The 15,948-nt window shown below is 70.8% G+C and carries 9 protein-coding genes; 3 read left to right on the top strand and 6 right to left on the bottom strand.

Features of this window, described 5'->3' with window-relative positions:
- Nucleotides 1–14: 14 nt before the first annotated feature.
- Genes AB0I43_RS32440 through AB0I43_RS32430 form a run of 3 tightly spaced genes read right to left on the bottom strand, consistent with a single transcriptional unit; the run spans nucleotide 15 to nucleotide 8,525 of the window.
- The gene (locus AB0I43_RS32440; protein ID WP_356976482.1) at nucleotides 15–701 is read right to left on the bottom strand and encodes a hypothetical protein; all 687 of its coding nucleotides are present in this window, start codon (nucleotides 699–701) and stop codon (nucleotides 15–17) included.
- Nucleotides 698–2,101, bottom strand: a complete 1,404-nt coding sequence (locus AB0I43_RS32435) for a condensation domain-containing protein (RefSeq protein WP_356976480.1) — start codon at nucleotides 2,099–2,101, stop codon at nucleotides 698–700. The genes AB0I43_RS32440 and AB0I43_RS32435 overlap by 4 nt, the downstream gene beginning before the upstream one ends.
- 28 nt (nucleotides 2,102–2,129) lie before the next feature.
- Nucleotides 2,130–8,525, bottom strand: coding sequence for an SDR family NAD(P)-dependent oxidoreductase (locus AB0I43_RS32430; protein ID WP_357433184.1), 6,396 nt, complete (start codon nucleotides 8,523–8,525; stop codon nucleotides 2,130–2,132).
- Nucleotides 8,526–8,781: 256 nt separating this feature from the next.
- Here AB0I43_RS32430 and AB0I43_RS32425 point away from each other — a divergent pair, with 256 nt between their 5' ends.
- Entirely contained in the window at nucleotides 8,782–10,977 is a 2,196-nt protein-coding gene (locus AB0I43_RS32425; protein ID WP_356976476.1) for an MMPL family transporter, read from the top strand.
- A gap of 4 nt (nucleotides 10,978–10,981) precedes the next feature.
- Here AB0I43_RS32425 and AB0I43_RS32420 read toward each other — a convergent pair whose 3' ends face one another.
- Both AB0I43_RS32420 and AB0I43_RS32415 read right to left on the bottom strand, forming a co-directional pair.
- Nucleotides 10,982–12,403, bottom strand: a complete 1,422-nt coding sequence (locus tag AB0I43_RS32420) for an MFS transporter (RefSeq protein ID WP_356976475.1) — start codon at nucleotides 12,401–12,403, stop codon at nucleotides 10,982–10,984.
- Nucleotides 12,400–13,392 carry an alpha/beta hydrolase family protein gene (locus AB0I43_RS32415; protein ID WP_356976473.1) on the bottom strand — a complete coding sequence of 331 codons (993 nt, stop codon included), beginning with the start codon at nucleotides 13,390–13,392 and terminating at the stop codon, nucleotides 12,400–12,402. The genes AB0I43_RS32420 and AB0I43_RS32415 overlap by 4 nt, the downstream gene beginning before the upstream one ends.
- A gap of 269 nt (nucleotides 13,393–13,661) precedes the next feature.
- On the opposite strand from AB0I43_RS32415, the gene AB0I43_RS32410 reads away from it, so the two are divergent.
- The gene (locus tag AB0I43_RS32410) at nucleotides 13,662–13,850 is read left to right on the top strand and encodes a hypothetical protein (protein WP_356976472.1); all 189 of its coding nucleotides are present in this window, start codon (nucleotides 13,662–13,664) and stop codon (nucleotides 13,848–13,850) included.
- 19 nt (nucleotides 13,851–13,869) lie between these two features.
- Here AB0I43_RS32410 and AB0I43_RS32405 read toward each other — a convergent pair whose 3' ends face one another.
- Nucleotides 13,870–14,055 (bottom strand): hypothetical protein, encoded by a 186-nt coding sequence (locus AB0I43_RS32405; protein WP_356976470.1) that lies wholly within the window; start codon nucleotides 14,053–14,055, stop codon nucleotides 13,870–13,872.
- A gap of 338 nt (nucleotides 14,056–14,393) precedes the next feature.
- Here AB0I43_RS32405 and AB0I43_RS32400 point away from each other — a divergent pair, with 338 nt between their 5' ends.
- Entirely contained in the window at nucleotides 14,394–15,803 is a 1,410-nt protein-coding gene (locus tag AB0I43_RS32400) for a metallophosphoesterase (protein ID WP_356976468.1), read from the top strand.
- Nucleotides 15,804–15,948 lie beyond the last annotated feature (145 nt).

Below are 15,948 nucleotides of genomic sequence, written 5' to 3'. Positions count from 1 at the left end.
TGCGGCACCGCCGTTCAGCTCACCAGCTCCAGCAGCGCGCGCGGATCGCCGGGCAGCGGACCGGTCGGGAACCCGACCCGGACGGTCCGATGCGGCGGGGCCGCTTCGATGTAGACGACCGCGGGCGGGAGGAATCCGCCGAGGATCTTCTCGAACATGGGGTTCATCCCGGCCAGCCGGGGCCGCAGCCGGATCGGCCAGCACTCGATCAGCCCGGCCGGGACCCCGACCGGGACGCACTGCTCGACCTTGGCCGTCACCGGAATGTGCACGGAGAAGGCGAGCCACAGGTTCAGCTCGGCGGTCGCGCCCTCGGTGAGGTCCAGACCGCGCAGCAGGGTCAGCACGCCCGCGAGCGGCACGAGGCCGGTCGGGAAGGGCGCGAGCCCACCGCCGATCTGGAGGTGCGTCGTGCCCAGGAACGCCGCCTCCTCGCGACTCACCACCGTTGCGCCGGAGACGGTTTCGGCGCGATAGGTGGCCGCGCGCAGCTGCCCGCCCGCGCGCTGGAACAGCTGCTCCACGGTGATCGCGAAGCTGCCGTAGCTCGGCGTGACCTGCACCAGGGAGCGGTACCCGTCGCCGTCGTGGTGGGTCACGCTGACCAGATCGAAGCCCGGCGGCTGGTCGACCAGCCCGCACACGTAGACCGATTTCTCGCCGTCGGGAATGCCCGGATCACGGAAACTGCTCTCGCTCAAGGGTTCTCCTCCCGCGCGGCGGCGGCGAAGACGGCTTCGAGCTGCGTCAGATATCGCCGCACCGAACCGTGCGCCACCGGGGTATCGGGATAGATGACGCTCAGCGTGGTCTCGGTCGCCAGCCGGTTGATCCAGATCAGCACCTGTTCGGAGGCAGCACGATTGGCGTAGAGCCCGCACGAGGCCATGTCGAAGACCTCGTTGCCGAGCAGCTCGCGCGCGTCGACGTAGGAGATCATCGGACAGGCCCAGCCCGGGCTCAGATCCAGATCGGAATCGGCGGGCAGCAATTCGACCACCCGCTGGAACGAGGTCGCCGCCAGCCGGAGCCCGTTCTCGTAGGCGTGCTGCGCCAGTTGCACGACCCGGTCGAAGGACTTGGCCCGGCCCGGCGGGAACGCCACCGGCAGCAGCGTCACGTACCAGCCGACCGACGCCCGCTCGGCGGCGGTGCTGCGAGTCGTGACCGGCGTCATCCCGAAGTAGTAGTCGCTGCCGACGAGTTCGCGTTCGGCCAGCGCGGCCGCGGCGAAGATGCCGCCCACGAATTCCGCGCCGTTGGCCCGGCAGCGCCGCTCGAAGCGGGCGGCGGCCGCCTCGTCGAACAGCGTCACCGTGCGGTGCGCACTGCGGTTGTACACATCGGAGCGTTTGCCCAGATCCAGCGGAAACGCGGGCAGGCTGCCCCCGTTGCCGCGAATCAGCTCCAGCCACTTGCGCACTCCGGGCGAGGTGAGCGACATCTGACCGGTGTAGGCCCGCTCGGCGGTGCAGTAGTCGAGATAGCTGGCCGCGGGCTGCAACAGGTCGGGCGTTTCGGGCCAGACCTCGCGGGCATAGAGCAGCGCCAGATCGAACCCGGACAGGTACTGGCCGAAACCGTCGGTGTGCAGGTGATCGACCGCGAGGTAGAGCGTGCTGGAGTCCGCGCGCTCGATCACCCCGAAGCTGAAGCAATCCCAGTCGAAGGGCCCCGGCGTGGTCTTCTGCACGTGGTCGCGCACGGTGTGCGGGTCGTCGACCCACCCGCAGTCCACCGGCACGAACTCCACGTCCTCGGCGGGCACGAGATGCCGTTGCACGACCCCGCCCGCCCCGATCCGGAACCAGGTCCGAAAGGTGTCGTGCCGCAGCAGGAAGGCGTTGATCGCGCGGGTCATCGCCGCCCGGTCCAGGTCACCGGTGGGGATCTCGGCGGTCACCAGGCACAGTCCGGAGTAGCGGAACTCCGCCGCGGCGTGCTGGTCGGCCAGCCGCAGGTACTGCTCCTGCTGATGCGAGGGCGGGGCCGGATGGACGGGCGCGAGCCGGGCGCGCGCGGCCGATTCCGGCGCCGCCACCCAGCTCGTGAGCCGGCCCGGCGGCGGCTCCCACTCCTCGATCAGGCCGAAATCGACCATGGCGCACCCTCTTTCCAGCGTTCGCGGATCACGCCGGAGCTCCGACGGGCACCGGAGCCGCGACGACTTCCGCTTGCGGCGCGGTACTCGGCGCGGCGGGATCCGGCAGCGACTGCCCCTTGGCCGATTCCGCGGCCAGGATCAGCTCGGCCACCTTCGGCCCGGCCTGCTCCAGGCTGAACGAGCGGCCCATCTGCAGCGACATCAGGTCGATGCCGAGCGTCTTGGTGACGCGGGCGCCGAGTTCCACCGCCATCAGCGAGTCCAGTCCGAGTTCGGGCACCGGCACCGTCATGTCGATGGATTCCACCGGCACGCCCATCACCACGGCCAGTTCCTCGGCCATCTTGCGCGCGACGAACGCGCCGCGCTTGCCCTCCTCGATCGCGGCCACCTCGGCCCGCAGCCGGGCCAGTTCCGAGGTGTCCTTGGCCGAGACCTGCGCGAGCGCGATCGTGCGGCCGGTCCGGGTCAGCTGCGGGAAGGTGCCGGTCAGTTTGGCCCAGTCGGTCGGGATGATGCCCGCGCGCGAAATGCCCAGGCGCAGTGTTTGTTCCAGGTACGCGGTGGCGTCGGCCATATCGATGGGGTCGAAGCCGACCAGGTCGAGGTACTTCACCGCGGTCTCGTCGGCGGCCATGCCGCCGGTGGCGCCGGAGAGGTGCCCCCAGCCCACGCACAGCGCGGGCTCGCCGGCCCGCGCCCACTCCTGGGCCATGGTCTCGACCGCGACATTGGCCGCGCAGTAGTTGTACTGGCCGTAGATCCCGTACATGGACCCACCGGAGGAGCACAGCACGAACATGTCCAGGTCGATCCCGGCCGCGGCGACCGCCTCGTGCAGCACCCGCGCGCCATGCACCTTGGGCCGGTAGACGATGTCGAGCTGCTCGAAGGTCATGGCGTCCAGGCGATTGTCGGCGACCGACCCGGCCGCGTGGAACACACCGCGCAGGGGCCGCCCGGCGCTGTGCGCCCGGTCCACGATCGCGACGATCGCGGCCGCGTCGGTGACATCGGCCTTTTCCTGGATCACCTCCACTCCGGCCGCGTCCCACACCTCGAGCTGCCGCCGCGCCTCCTCGGTGCGCGCGCCGCCGCGCCCGACCAGCACCAGCCGCCGTGCGCCGCGCAGGGTGAGCCAGCGGCCGATGGCCATGCCGAAGCCGCCGAACCCTCCGGTGACGAGATAGGTTGCCGCCGGGTCGATCTCGATGCCGGGCAGGTGCGGCCGCACGGCCGGGGTCGGGGAATCCATGCGCAGCGCGATCCGGTTCAGTCCGGTCGAGCGGATGGTCTCCTCGAAGGCGACGGCCACCTCGTCGGTCTCGAACAGCCGGTAGGACAGCGGGGTGTAGGTCCCGGCGAGCACCTTCTCGTAGACCCGCTGCAGCAGCGCGATCAGCCGGTGCGCGTCCGCCGCGACCAGGCGGTCCAGGTCCATCGAGAAGTAGGCCACGTTCTTGTCGAAGTTGGCCAGCTCCAGCAGCCCGCCGGTGTAGATGTCGGCCTTGCCGACCTCGACGATGCGGCCGAATTCGGCCAGGGCGTTGAAGTTCTGGCGCAGGATCTCCCCCGGCGCGCTGCTCAGCACCACCTGGACGCCGTGGCCGCCGGTCAGGGCGAGCACATCGTCGACGAAGTTCAGCGAGCGCGAGTCGAGCGCGTGGTCGGCGCCCAGCGACAGCACGTGCGCCCGGCGCTCATCGGTGCTCGCGGTGCCGATGATGCGCGCCCCGCGATCCTTGGCGACCTGGATCGCGGCGGTGCCGACACCGCCGGCGGCGCCGTGGATCAGCACGGTCTCCCCCGGTTCCAGCCGGGCCAGATCGAGGAGCGCGTACTCGGCGGTGCCGAAAGCGATGGTGCTGGTGCAGTATCCGGGGTCGGCGTCGGGCGGCAGCACGATGGCGCGCGCCCGCTCCACCACCACGTAGCGCTGCATCATGCCCTTGGCCGCGACCGCGACCAGATCACCCGGCGCGAGATCGGTCACCTCGGGCCCGACCCGCACCACCTCGCCGACGCCCTCCATGCCGGGCACGGTGCCGAAGTAGGTCGGGGCGAGCTCGCGTTCGCCGAGCAGGCCGATCACCTTGAGCGGGTCCTTGTAGTTCAGGCCGATGACCTTCATCCGGACCTCGAGCTGCCCGGGCCCCGGCTCGGGACGCGGGCACTGCCGCCAGGCCAGCGCGGACAGGACGCGGGTGCGCGGCAGTTCCAGCGCGAAGTTGGCCTCGTCGTCGGTCAGCGGCGCCGCGGTGTCCAGCTCCGCCAGCCGATCCGGCAGCGGCTTGGTCACCAGCGGCGTCCAGCGGGTGCCGCCGCGCAGGGCCACCTCGTCGGTGTTGTCGCTCCAGAACGCCCCGGGCACCGCCAGTTCGGTGACCAGGTCGGCGATCTCGGTGTCCGGCGCGACGTCGATCAACCGCCAGCGCAGCGCGGTCTGCTCGTTGAGCAGCACCCGGTGCGCGCCCGCCAGCGCGGCCTGTTCCGGGTCGGCGAGCGCGGGGTCGTCGGGGACCGCGAACGCGCGCTCGGTCACCAGGGTGACATGGCAGCTCCCGTCCGCCATGCGCTGCGCGCCGGGCTCGGTGTCCGGCGGATAGGCGAAAGCGTGCACGGCGACCGCGACCCGCTGCAGTGTCCACAGCGCGGCCAGGTCGTCGTCGCCGGTCCCGGCCACCACGACGACGTGCAGCCGGTCGGCCGCCGCGTCCCGGGCGGCCGAAAGCAGTTCGGTCAGACCGGATTCCGCCTCGTCGCCGGGCAGGCCGGCGCGGTGCAGCCGGGCGTCCGGCAGCGCCTCGGTCAGGGCCTGCGCGCGGTCGCCGCCGCCGAGCGCCACGATCACGGTGCGCACCGAATCCTGCGGCAGCGCCGTCGGATCCAGCGGGTCCCGGGCCTGCATGGTCTCGGTGTAGAAGAAGTCGGCCATGCGGCGCAACGGATCCTGGCCCGGGGTGAGCGCGCCGATCTGCAGGCCGCTCAACCGCATCACGAGGTTGTGGTCGTCGTCGAGCAGATCCACGTCGGCCCGCAGGCGCGCACGGGGATCGCGCCGCGCGATCACGGTGATCCGCTCGGGCAGCGGCGCGACCATCCGCACGGCCGCGACGCCGACCGGCACCAGGGTGCCCTCGTCGACCCGGGATTCGGCGAACAGCAGCGCCGCGGTCTGCATCGCGGCGTCGACCACCGCGGGATGCGCGAAATGTCCCGAGTCCGCGGCGATGCTGCCGTCCACGGTGGCCGTCACGGTGTCCGATCCGACCCGCGCGGTCAGCACGCGCTGGAAGGACGGGCCGTATTGCAGCCCGGCCGCCGCCAGTCCGCTGTAGAACAGCTTCGGATCGACGTCCACGCCGACCTCGATCTCGGGCACCGGCACCGTGGTCTGACGGTGACTGCCGGTGAGCATGCGACCCGAGGCGTGCAGCGTCCACGCGGTGCCGGTGGCCGAGCGCGACCGGATCAGGAAGCGGCCGCTGGCCTCCTCCACCGTCAGCGCGACCAGCGGGACGTCCGGTGCGCCCATGATCAGCGGCGCGACGAACCGGACCTGTTCCAGCGCGACGCGTTCCACGCCGAGCCGTTTCGCCGTGGCGCTCAGGGCCGCGTCCAGATACGCCGCGCCGGGCATGATCTTGATGCCGTTGACCACGTGATCGGCCAGCCACGGCAGCAACTCGGTGCCGACCTGCAGCAGCCAGTCCGGCCGCCCCTCGACATCCGGATCGCCGAGCATGGCGTAGCTGCCGGGGCTGCCCAGCCGGGCCTGCTCGAACAGCGGCAGTGCGGCGTGCAGCCGGGTCCGCTGCCACGGGTAGCGCGGCAGCGGCACGTGCCGGGTGGCCGGGCGGTCGGCGGGGAACAGCCGCTCGAGGTCCAGCACGCCCGCGCCGTAGAGGCCGATCAGGGTGCGGCGCAGGCTGTCCGCGTCGGGCTGCTTGCGGTCCAGCGTGGGCACCGTGGTGCCGTTGACGTCCGCGCCGAGCAGCGTCTCCCGGATATTGCCGGACACGACGGGGTGCGGACCCACCTCGAGGAAGACCCGGCGCTCGGCGATGAGTGCGGTGACGGCGTCGGCGAAGCGCACCGGTTCGCGCACATTGGCCACCCAGTAGTCGGCGTCCCAGTCCGGTCCGGTCACCTCCGCGCCGGTGACCGAGGAGATCAGCGGGATGGTGGGCGCTTTCGGGGCGAGCCCGGCCAGCACCGTGCGCAGCTCGTCCAGGATCGGGTCCATCAGGCGGCTGTGATAGGGCACCTCGACGCGCAGCCAGCGCGCGAAAACGCCGTCATCGGTGAGCTTTTCACCGATTTCCTCGAGCCGGTCGACCTCGCCGGACAGGGTCAGCGCGGTGGCGCTGTTGATCGCGGCGACATCGACGCGGGGATCGTCGCCGATGAGTTCGAGGGCCTGCTCGTAGGACATGCCGACCGCGAGCATGCCGCCCGAGCCGGCCGTGGTGGCTTGCAGCCGGGCCCGATGGTAGGCGACCAGCACGGCCTCGGACAGCGTGAGCATGCCGCTGACATAGGCCGCCGACACCTCGCCCACGCTGTGGCCGAGGATGGCCGCGGGCTCGATGCCGTACCGGGCGAGTTCGCGCACGAGCGCCACCTGCACCAGGAAGTTGGCCGGCTGAGCGACCTCGGTGTCGGTGACGCGCGATTCGTCTTCGGGCTTCAGCAGCTCCTCGACGATCGACCAGCCCGCGATCGCGCGGAACTCGGCGTCGATCTCCGCCGCGGTCTCCGCGAAAACGCCTCCGGCGGTGAGCAGTCCGCGGGCCATGCCCCACCACTGCGGGCCCATCCCGGAGAACACGAACACCGGCTCGGAGGAGCGCGGCACGAGCGTGCGCACCGCCTCGCGGCCCGCGCCGCCGGCGAAGGACCGCAGCTCGTGCACCAGCTCGTCGGTGTCGCCGAGCAGCATGCCGGTGCGGAACTGGTGGTGCGCCATGCGCGTCCACGCGGCCTCGGCCAGCCGCCCGGGCTCCGCGCCGGCGGTGATCAGTTCGGCGAAGCGCCCGGCCAGCGCCCGCGCCGCGCCGGTGCTGCGCGCCGAGATCGGCAGCACACCGTAGTGGCGCGGCTCCGGTGCGGCCTCGACGACGGTGGCGGGCCGGTATTCGCTGAGGATGGCGTGTGCGTTGGTGCCGCCGTAGCCGAAACCGTTGACCGCCACCGTCATCGGCGGCGCGTCCGCGGGCAGCGGTTCGGTCTCGGTCTGCACGTGCAGGCCCAGCTCGTCGAAGGGGATGTCCGGGTTGGGCTTGTCCAGCCAGCCCTGCGGCGGGATCGTGCGGTGCCGGATGGCCAGCGCCGCCTTGATCACGCTGGCGACCCCGGCCGCGGCCTCGGTGTGCCCGAGCGTGGATTTCACCGAGCCCACGCCCAGCGATCGGGTCCGCTTGTCCGGGACGCCGAAAACCTTGCCCAGCGCGCGCAATTCGACCGGGTCACCGACCAGGGTGCCGGTGCCGTGCGCCTCGACGTAGGTGATCGACTCCGGAGCCAATCCCGCGCGCGTGCACACCGAGCGGGCCAGCGACTCCTGGGAGTCGGCGTTGGGCACCGTGATCGCGGTGGTGCGGCCGTCCTGATTGGCGCCGGTGGCCTTGACCACGGCATAGATCCGGTCGCCGTCGCGCACCGCGTCGTCGAGCTTCTTCAGCGCCACCATGCCCGCGCCCTCGCCGCGGCCGTACCCGTCGGCGGAGGCGTCGAAGGACTTGCAGCGCCCGTCGGCGGCGAGGAAGCCGCCCTTGCACATCAGCACGAACGTCTCCGGCTGCAGCATCACGTTGACACCGCCCGCCAGCGCCACCGAACAATCCCCGCTGGCCAGCGCCTGACAGGCCAGATGGAACGCCACCAGCGACGAGGAGCACGCCGTGTCCACGGTCACCGCGGGCCCGATCAGGTTCAGCGCGTAGGCGATCCGGTTCGACAGCATGGTGTAGGAGGCGCTGGCGGGCGTGTGCATGTCGGTGTGGAACAGCGCGGGGCCGACCACGCCGATCACCGACTGGTCGACCACGAAACCGCCGACATAGACGCCGACCTGGTTGCCGGCCGCGTGCCGGGCGATACCCGCGTCGTCGAGGGCCTCCCAGGTCACCTCGAGCAGCAGCCGCTGCTGCGGATCGAGCACGGTGGCCTCACGCGGGGAAATGCCGAAGAAATCCGGATCGAATTCCCACGGATCCGTCGTCATGAATGCGCCGCGCTTGGTATAACTGCGCCCCGGCGTGCGCGGTTCCGGGTCGTAATAGCGACGGTAGTCCCACCGGTCGCCAGGCCATTCGATGACACCGTCGCGCTTATCCAGGACGAATTCCCAGAATGTATCCGGCGAGTCGATCCCGCCGGCGAAACGGCATCCGATCCCGACAATTGCGATATCCGACATGAACATCCTCCCGGGCCGGATCCTGCACAGCACCAATGCTTTCCGGCGCCCGAGAATGGGCAGACCGGCATCGGAGTCACAGTAACCTCCGGCACCCGGGCGTTCGCGGCTTCAGGGACACCTCACAATATGGCCACGACCGAATTGTGGCATCTCGAATACGCCGGAAGTATGCCCGCGCCAGTACATTCGGCGGCATATGTTACGAACACCGGCGACCTGCGCCGGGCACGGAATTCGCTCTCGGGAGGCTGCGATGGTCGGGGTGTTCGGCCACTGGATAGATCTGATCGTCCGGCGGCGATTCACCGTCCTGGTCGTGGTGGTCGGCGGCCTGCTGACGCTGGGCTTCTACGGTCTGGGCCTGCACGACCACCTCAGCGTCAGCGGCTGGGACGACCCGGGCTCGGAGTCGGCGCGCGCCGCGCGACTACGCGACGACGCCTTCGGCAACGATCACGTCGCCGACGTGCTGCTGCTGTTCCACGCGCCCGCCGGACGCACCGTCGACGATCAGGATTTCGCGCGCACCGTGGTCGCGCATCTGGACAGCCTGCCGCACCGCTTCCCGGACCAGATCGCCGAGATCAACGGCGCCTACTGGGAAACCGAATCCGGCCTGGCCGTGCCCGAGATCTTCGGCACCGCGGCGCGCGATCACGCCTTCGCCTCGATCGCCATTCGCGGCGACGACGACACCACGGTGCTGAACAACTACCGCGAGATCGCCGACCGGCTCGCGCTGCCGGGCGTCGAGCTGGAGATCGCGGGCGGGCAGCCGGTCGCCCTCGCGCTCAACGACACCATGGCCCAGGACCAGCGCCGCATGGAGCTGGTGGCCATCCCCGCGGTCGCGGTGCTGCTGTTCCTGCTGTTCGGCGGGGTGGTCGCCGCGGCGCTGCCGCTGGCGGTCGGCGGGTTGACCGTGCTGGCGGCCTGGGGCGTCGTCCGTTTCCTGACCTCCTTCCTGGAGGTGAATTCCTTCGTCTCGCCGGTGGTGTCGATGATCGGGCTGGGCCTGGCCATCGATTACGGGCTGTTCATCGTCAGCCGGTTCCGCGAGGAACTCGCCGCGGGCCGCGACGTGCCGGACGCGGTGCGCGGCGCGGTGGCGACGGCCGGGCGCACTGTCGTCTTCTCCGCGACCATCGTGGTCGCCGCCGCCGGGGCGATTCTGGTGCTGCCGCACGGGTTTCTGCGCTCGTTCGCGCTCGGCGCCATGGTGACGGTCGCGCTGGCGGCCGCGATCTCGGTGACCGTGTTGCCCGCCGCCCTGGCCGTCCTCGGCCGGCGCGTGGACTGGCTGGGCTTCAACCGCTTCCACACCCGCCGCGCGGACAGCGATCAGCGCGACAATCCGTGGGGCCGGGTGGCGGCGTGGGTGATGCGCAAGCCGATCCTGGTCGCGGTTCCGGTGGTGGCGATCCTGCTGGTCCTGATCGCCCCGGTGGGCGGTGTCGCCTTCGGCGGCATCTCCGAGCGCTTTCTGCCGCCCGAGCATCCGACGCGCGTCGCGCAGCAGCATTTCGACGAACTCTTCCCGCTGCGCCAGATCAACCCGATCGAACTCGTGGTGATCACCCGCGCCGACGCCGACATGGCGGCGGTGCTGGACACCGCGAACCGGGCGCCGGGGCTGAAAGCGCCGTTCCCAGAACCGCTGCACGCGCCCTCCCAGCTCGGCGTCTTCACCACCTCGACGGTCCTGCAGGACGCGCACGCCGCCGAGCGCACCATCGACTATCTGCGGGCGATGCCGCTGCCGAACGGCACGATCGCGCTGGTGGGCGGCCAATCGGCGATCGAGCGGGACAGCCTGCTGGCGCTGCGCGCGCGCATGCCCTGGGTCGTGGTGCTGGCGTTCCTGCTCACCACGGCGCTGATGGTGCTGGCGTTCCGCTCGGTGGTGCTGCCGTTGCAGGCCGGGCTGCTGAACCTGCTCGGCCTCGGATCCACCCTGGGCGTGCTCACCTGGATCTTCGTCGACGGCCACGGCGCCGGACTGCTCGGCTTCACTCCGCAGCCGATCATGGCTCTCGTGCTGGTGCTGATCATTTCGGTGATCTACGGCCTGTCCACCGACTATCAGGTGTTCCTGCTGGCCCGGATCCACGAGGCGCGCGCCGCGGGCGCGACCGACACCGAGGCGGTGCGCACCGGAATCGCGCGCACCGGGTGGATCATCACCGCCGCCGCCCTCATCCTGGCGGTGGTGTGCGGCGCGTTCGCGCTCTCGGAGCTGGTGATGATGCAGTACATCGCGATCGGCATGGTCACGGCGCTGGTGATCGACGCCGTGATCCTGCGCATGCTGCTGGTGCCCGCGACCATGCGGCTGCTCGGCGGGCTCTACTGGTGGTCACCCGGCCGGGGCGGGTCCCGGGCGCGGGAGCCGCGCGACGACGAATTCCCCGCGCTGCCGGAGGAATTGGCGGAGCCGGCGCGCCGATAGCGCCTCAGTCCGCGGCGGCCCGGACCCAGGGCGTCGCGCCGAGGGTGGCGCGACGGTCGGGCAGCGCCAAGGTGAGCACGCCGAGGGCCACCGACGTCAGGGCGATCGCCCCCAGCATCGTCATGCTGCCGCCGAGGGTGTGGGCACGGAAGAACAACGCGCTCAGCACCGCCAGCCCGACCGAGTTCCCGATCTGCTCGACGGTGGGCAGCAGCCCGGACGCCTCACCCATGTCGCGATCGTCGAGCCCCGCGAGCATGATCGGTTGCAGCGGGATCCCGAACACCCCGACCCCGAACCCCGCCAGCAGCACCGGCCCGGTGACCAGCGCCAGGTTCACCGCGCCCGAACCCACGTACAGGTACCCGACGCCGACGGCGACCCAGAAACCGAACCACGCGATGCCGGCGGCGAGCACGCGAATGCCGAAGCGGTTCACCAGGATCGGCGAGACCAGCGCGCCGATACCCGCCCCGATGGCGAAGGGCGTCATGGCGATCCCGGTGCGCAGCACCGAGAACCGGAGCACGTCCTGCAGCAGGATCGAGACGGTGAACACGAAGGCCGTGAAGAGTCCGAAGAAGATGGTCACCAGCAGCGAGCCGACGGCGAAGCCGCGCTCGGCGAACAGGTCCAGGCGCACCAGCGCGAGTCCGCCGCGCCGCCTGGTCGCGCGTTCGTAGGCGACGAACAGTCCGCCGAGTAGGAGAGCGGCGACGACAAAGCCGCCGTGGATCGGCCGCCAGCCCGCGTGCTGGCTGTCCGCGAGCGCGAACAGCAGCAGGAACAGCGCGGCCGTCGCGATCGCGGAGCCACGCAGGTCCAGCGGCGGTCGCTCCGGCGCGGGCCCGAACTTCAGGTACTTCGCGGCCAGGGCGAGGGAGAGCACGCCCAGCGGGAGATTCATCAGGAAGATGACGTGCCAGCCCAGCCCGAACGGATTCAGCGTCACCAGCGCACCGCCCAGGATCGGCCCGAGCATGCCCGCGAACCCGGCCGTCGCGCCGTAGACGGCGAACGCGTACGGCTGGTGATCCCGCCGGAACGACGCGGTGATCACCGCGATGGTCTGGGCGGCCATCCCTGCCCCGGCCACGCCCTGCACGATCCGCGCGGCCACCAGTTCGGCCGCGCCGGTGCAGGTTCCGCACCACAGCGAGGCCAGCGTGAAGGCCGCCGCCGACCACAGGAACATCCGGCGACGACCGAGGATCGCGCCGAGCCGGGCCGCGGTGAGCAGCGCGCAGGCGAAGGCCAGCGAGTAGCCGGCCACCAGCCACAACTGCTGGGTCTGGGACGCGCCCAGTTCGCCGGTGATCACCGGCAGCGCGGTGGTGACGATCGTGACGTCGATCATCTGCATGAACACCGAGATCAGGCAGGCTCCGAAGGAGCCGAGCGCCACGGCCGCCTCGCCACGGGTCATCGCAGGGCCTCCTCGAACATCGGCCAGGACTTGTGCAGGTCGTCCTGCCAGTAGCCCCAGGAGTGGGTGCCGGTGGGCCGCAGATCGAAGGTCGCGGGAATCCCCTTGGCCTGCAACCGGTCCCGCAGCTGTCGCGTGCACAGATTCGCGATCGCCTCCATCGGCGCGCCGAACATGAGCTGGTAGAGCAGTTGGATGGCGTCGCCGTGCGCGCCCACGAGCGTCTCCTTCGGGCCGGGCAGACCGGTGCCGGTCGCGACGTAGACGGCGGTGCCGAGCAGCCGGTCGGCCTGCAGGTACGGGTCGTGCTCGCGCCACGCCGGATCGCCGGGCGGGCCCCACATATTGGCGGCCGTGCCGCGCTGCGTCGACACCACCGCCTGCACGATGGCCTGGCCCGCGGGGTCGCTGGTGCGGACGCAGCCGCTGTAGGAGCCGATCGCGCGGTAGAAGCCGGGCGCGGCCAGCGCCAGCTGGAACACCGAGGTGCCCGCCATCGAGATGCCGGCGATCGCGTTCGCGCCGCTGCCGCCGAATTCACGGTCCAGAATCGGCGGCAATTCCTCGGTGAGGAAGGTGGCCCAGCGTTGTTTGCCGAGCACCGGATCCTCCGCGCGCCAATCGGTGAAATAGCTGCCCGCACCGTCGAGCAGCACCACGACATTCACCTGTTTACCGGCGAAGAATTCCGCGGCGTCGGTGCGATCCAGCCAGTTACCGTCCGTGCCGCCGCTGGAACCGTTGAGCAGATACAGCGTCGGCGCCGGTTCTTCCGGATTCGCGGCACGCAGCACCGTCATGCGCACGGTGCGTTCCATCGCGGCCGAATACACGCCCACCGCTATTCGCCGGCTCGCGGTGTCGCGGGCCTCGACGATTTTCGACGATTCCGATGGTTCGAGGTCGGCGCGCGCGGTGGCGGATACGCACCCGAGAAATAGCCAAGCGACCAGCAGCACTGTGCCGGTGCGCCGCGACCGTGCCGACATGTCGACTCCAACTTCGGTGAGACAGCTCCGATTCGGAGTCAATACACTCGGGTCTGCCCGCGCCCGCTTTTCTGCCGATCCTGTGGCGGTTACCAATTCCGGCGCGCTGCTTCCGGCACACTCCCCAACCCGCCGATGTGCGTTGTCACGACAGCCCGGCACCGCGGGTGTGAAATTTCCAGCCGCGCCCGGAAATCCACTGCACAACGGTAACTTTCCGCTGCACGAGCACTCCCCGGCCCCGCCGGGACGACGGAAAGTGGGACGGCATGCTGACCGAGTTGGTCGTGGTGGCCATCGTCGCAACCTTGCTGACGACCGCGGCGATCGCCATGACCTGGGATCCGAATCCCACCAAGAGCTGGCGCAACCGGCCACGGGCGGACCCCGAGGCCCGCGCCGACGGACTCGCCCAGCACCCCCGTGACGGCGCCTGGCCGCGCAAGCAGCGGCGCTGACCCGGAATCCGGGCCCCGGCTACCCCAGTTCCGGGAACCGGTGCCGCAGGCCCGCGATCTGACGGCGCACGTGGTCCAGCTCGGCGTTGACCGCCTGCTGCTCCCGGGGGCCGGCGGCGGCGCGCCGCCGAACCAGTTTCCGGGTGTGGATTTCCAGCTCGGTCAGGAAGACACGAGCTTGCGCGGCATCCGCGTTCTCTGTCATACCGGTCCTGCGACGCTTCCGAAAAGGCTGTGCGGCATACTCATCCGACTCGAGATTCCCATCGCTCACGCACCTGGTTCGAGCGTGTCACCCGAACGTCACCAGATGTTGGGGACCCTACTCTCGTCCGGTCTCACCCGAGCCGTATCGATCACGGGCCCGGGATACCTTTTCGGCAACGAATAGCCGAACAACTCGGGTCGGGCGGGGGCACGGCGCATGCCGCGTCGCGCAGAGTTCGATCCGAGAGATTCGACCGGCCACATGCGGGCTCCGGCACGTTCAACCAGCCGCCGTAGCGTTCGGGGCAGGACGCAGCAGAGCCGGTGGAGGGCACCATGGCGAATCCAGGACTGCGCGCCGTCTGGCTGGCGAACGTCGCCGCCGGAGCGGCCGCGCTCACCGTGCGGGCACCGGTGCGATCGACTGTCCCCCGCTCGACATCGACTCGGCGACAGCGGCATTCGGTCATCGCCTCCGATCTGGAGGTCGTCACCGTCACCGACAGTTCGGCCGTTCTCACCTGGACCTCCCGGAGCCGGGACGCGGCGGGTCGCGCACAACCCGTGCCCGCCGACACCGAGGTCCGGCTCGGGCCGGTCGACCACGTCGGCCCGCTGCCGGTCCGCTTCGGCGCTCCCCGGCTCTCAGCCTATCACTATGCGGAGATCACCGGCCTCGAACCGGGCCGCGGCTACCGATTCGAGGCGTACTCCGACGGTGTGCGCGCTCATCCCGCCCGCACGCTGGTCACCCGCAGTGCCGACGCCCCCGAGACCACGGGCGTGTTCACCACCGCCACCCCGCCTCCGGGCCGGCTGCTCCGAACTATCGCCCTGGCCAACGACATTCACTACGGCGAGCGGCAGAGCGGGCTGCTGCTGCCCGGACTCCCCGGCGGAGTCCGGCACGACGAGGATTATCCGCGCCTGATGCTGGCGGCGCTGCTCGAGGATCTGCGCGCACCCGACCGGGCCGCCGACGAACTCGTTCTCGCGGGCGATCTGACCGACTCCGGCACGCTCGCGCAGTCGCGGGGTATCAGGGACCACCTGGACGCCTGGGGTCGCCTGGGCCGCGACTACTTCGTCTGCCGCGGCAACCACGATCAGGCCGGAGCGGCGCACACCGATCCGTGGGGTTCGGTGTTCCACCCCCGGCAACGCCTGATCGAGCACTCGCTCGGCGGCTTACGGCTGATCGCCCTGGACACCACCCGCCCGCACGGCGCGGGCGGCGTCCTGGACCCGGCCCAGCTGGACCACCTGGCCGCGCTGCTGCGCGCGGATCCGCACCGGCCGACCCTCGTCTTCGGCCACCACCCGGTCACCACGCACGCGGCGGTGAGCAACTCGCACGGGCCGAGTTTCGTGCTGCGCCGATCGAATGCCGCTGCGCTGCAACAGCTCTACCGCCGTGCCCCGGGCGTCTTCCTGCACCACAGCGGGCACACCCACCGCACCCGCCGCACCCGGCCCGATCACGGCGCCGACGTCGAATTCCTCGAGCTCGCGGCGGTCAAGGAATACCCCGGCGGTTACGCCCTGCTGCGCCTCTACGAGGGCGGCTACACCCTCAACTTCTACAAGACCCGATCCGCGGCGGCCCGCCACTGGAGCACCCGCACGCGCCGCCAATACCTCGGCCTGCTCCCCGACTACGCGCTGGGCAGTTTCGCCGACCGCAACCACGTCGTGCGACGCGATTTCTCCGGCTTGGCGGCACCGCCGATCCCCCACCGGCCGTGATCACCTCCGTCCGAGGTGCCCACTGACCGGTCGCGTGGCTGGCCAGGGCTACCCCGCGCGCGGCGTGTCCGGCGCGGCCGGTTCCGGGGCGCCTCGATACTCGGACAGTCCCGCAACGTCAGCCGCTACGGGAGGGATCCCAGCT

It is taken from the genome of Nocardia sp. NPDC050435 (assembly GCF_040655395.1).
In the GTDB taxonomy this organism is placed as follows: domain Bacteria; phylum Actinomycetota; class Actinomycetes; order Mycobacteriales; family Mycobacteriaceae; genus Nocardia.
This window is presented reverse-complemented; position numbering and strand designations above follow the sequence as displayed.

Coding starts and splice junctions, on each gene's coding strand:
- AB0I43_RS32420 (WP_356976475.1), bottom strand. CDS start 12,403: ATGACCCGTGGCGAGGCGGCCGTGGCGCTCGGCTCCTTCGGAGCCTGC.
- AB0I43_RS32410 (WP_356976472.1), top strand. CDS start 13,662: ATGCTGACCGAGTTGGTCGTGGTGGCCATCGTCGCAACCTTGCTGACG.
- AB0I43_RS32415 (WP_356976473.1), bottom strand. CDS start 13,392: ATGTCGGCACGGTCGCGGCGCACCGGCACAGTGCTGCTGGTCGCTTGG.
- AB0I43_RS32405 (WP_356976470.1), bottom strand. CDS start 14,055: ATGACAGAGAACGCGGATGCCGCGCAAGCTCGTGTCTTCCTGACCGAG.
- AB0I43_RS32400 (WP_356976468.1), top strand. CDS start 14,394: ATGGCGAATCCAGGACTGCGCGCCGTCTGGCTGGCGAACGTCGCCGCC.
- AB0I43_RS32425 (WP_356976476.1), top strand. CDS start 8,782: ATGGTCGGGGTGTTCGGCCACTGGATAGATCTGATCGTCCGGCGGCGA.
- AB0I43_RS32435 (WP_356976480.1), bottom strand. CDS start 2,101: ATGGTCGATTTCGGCCTGATCGAGGAGTGGGAGCCGCCGCCGGGCCGG.
- AB0I43_RS32430 (WP_357433184.1), bottom strand. CDS start 8,525: ATGTCGGATATCGCAATTGTCGGGATCGGATGCCGTTTCGCCGGCGGG.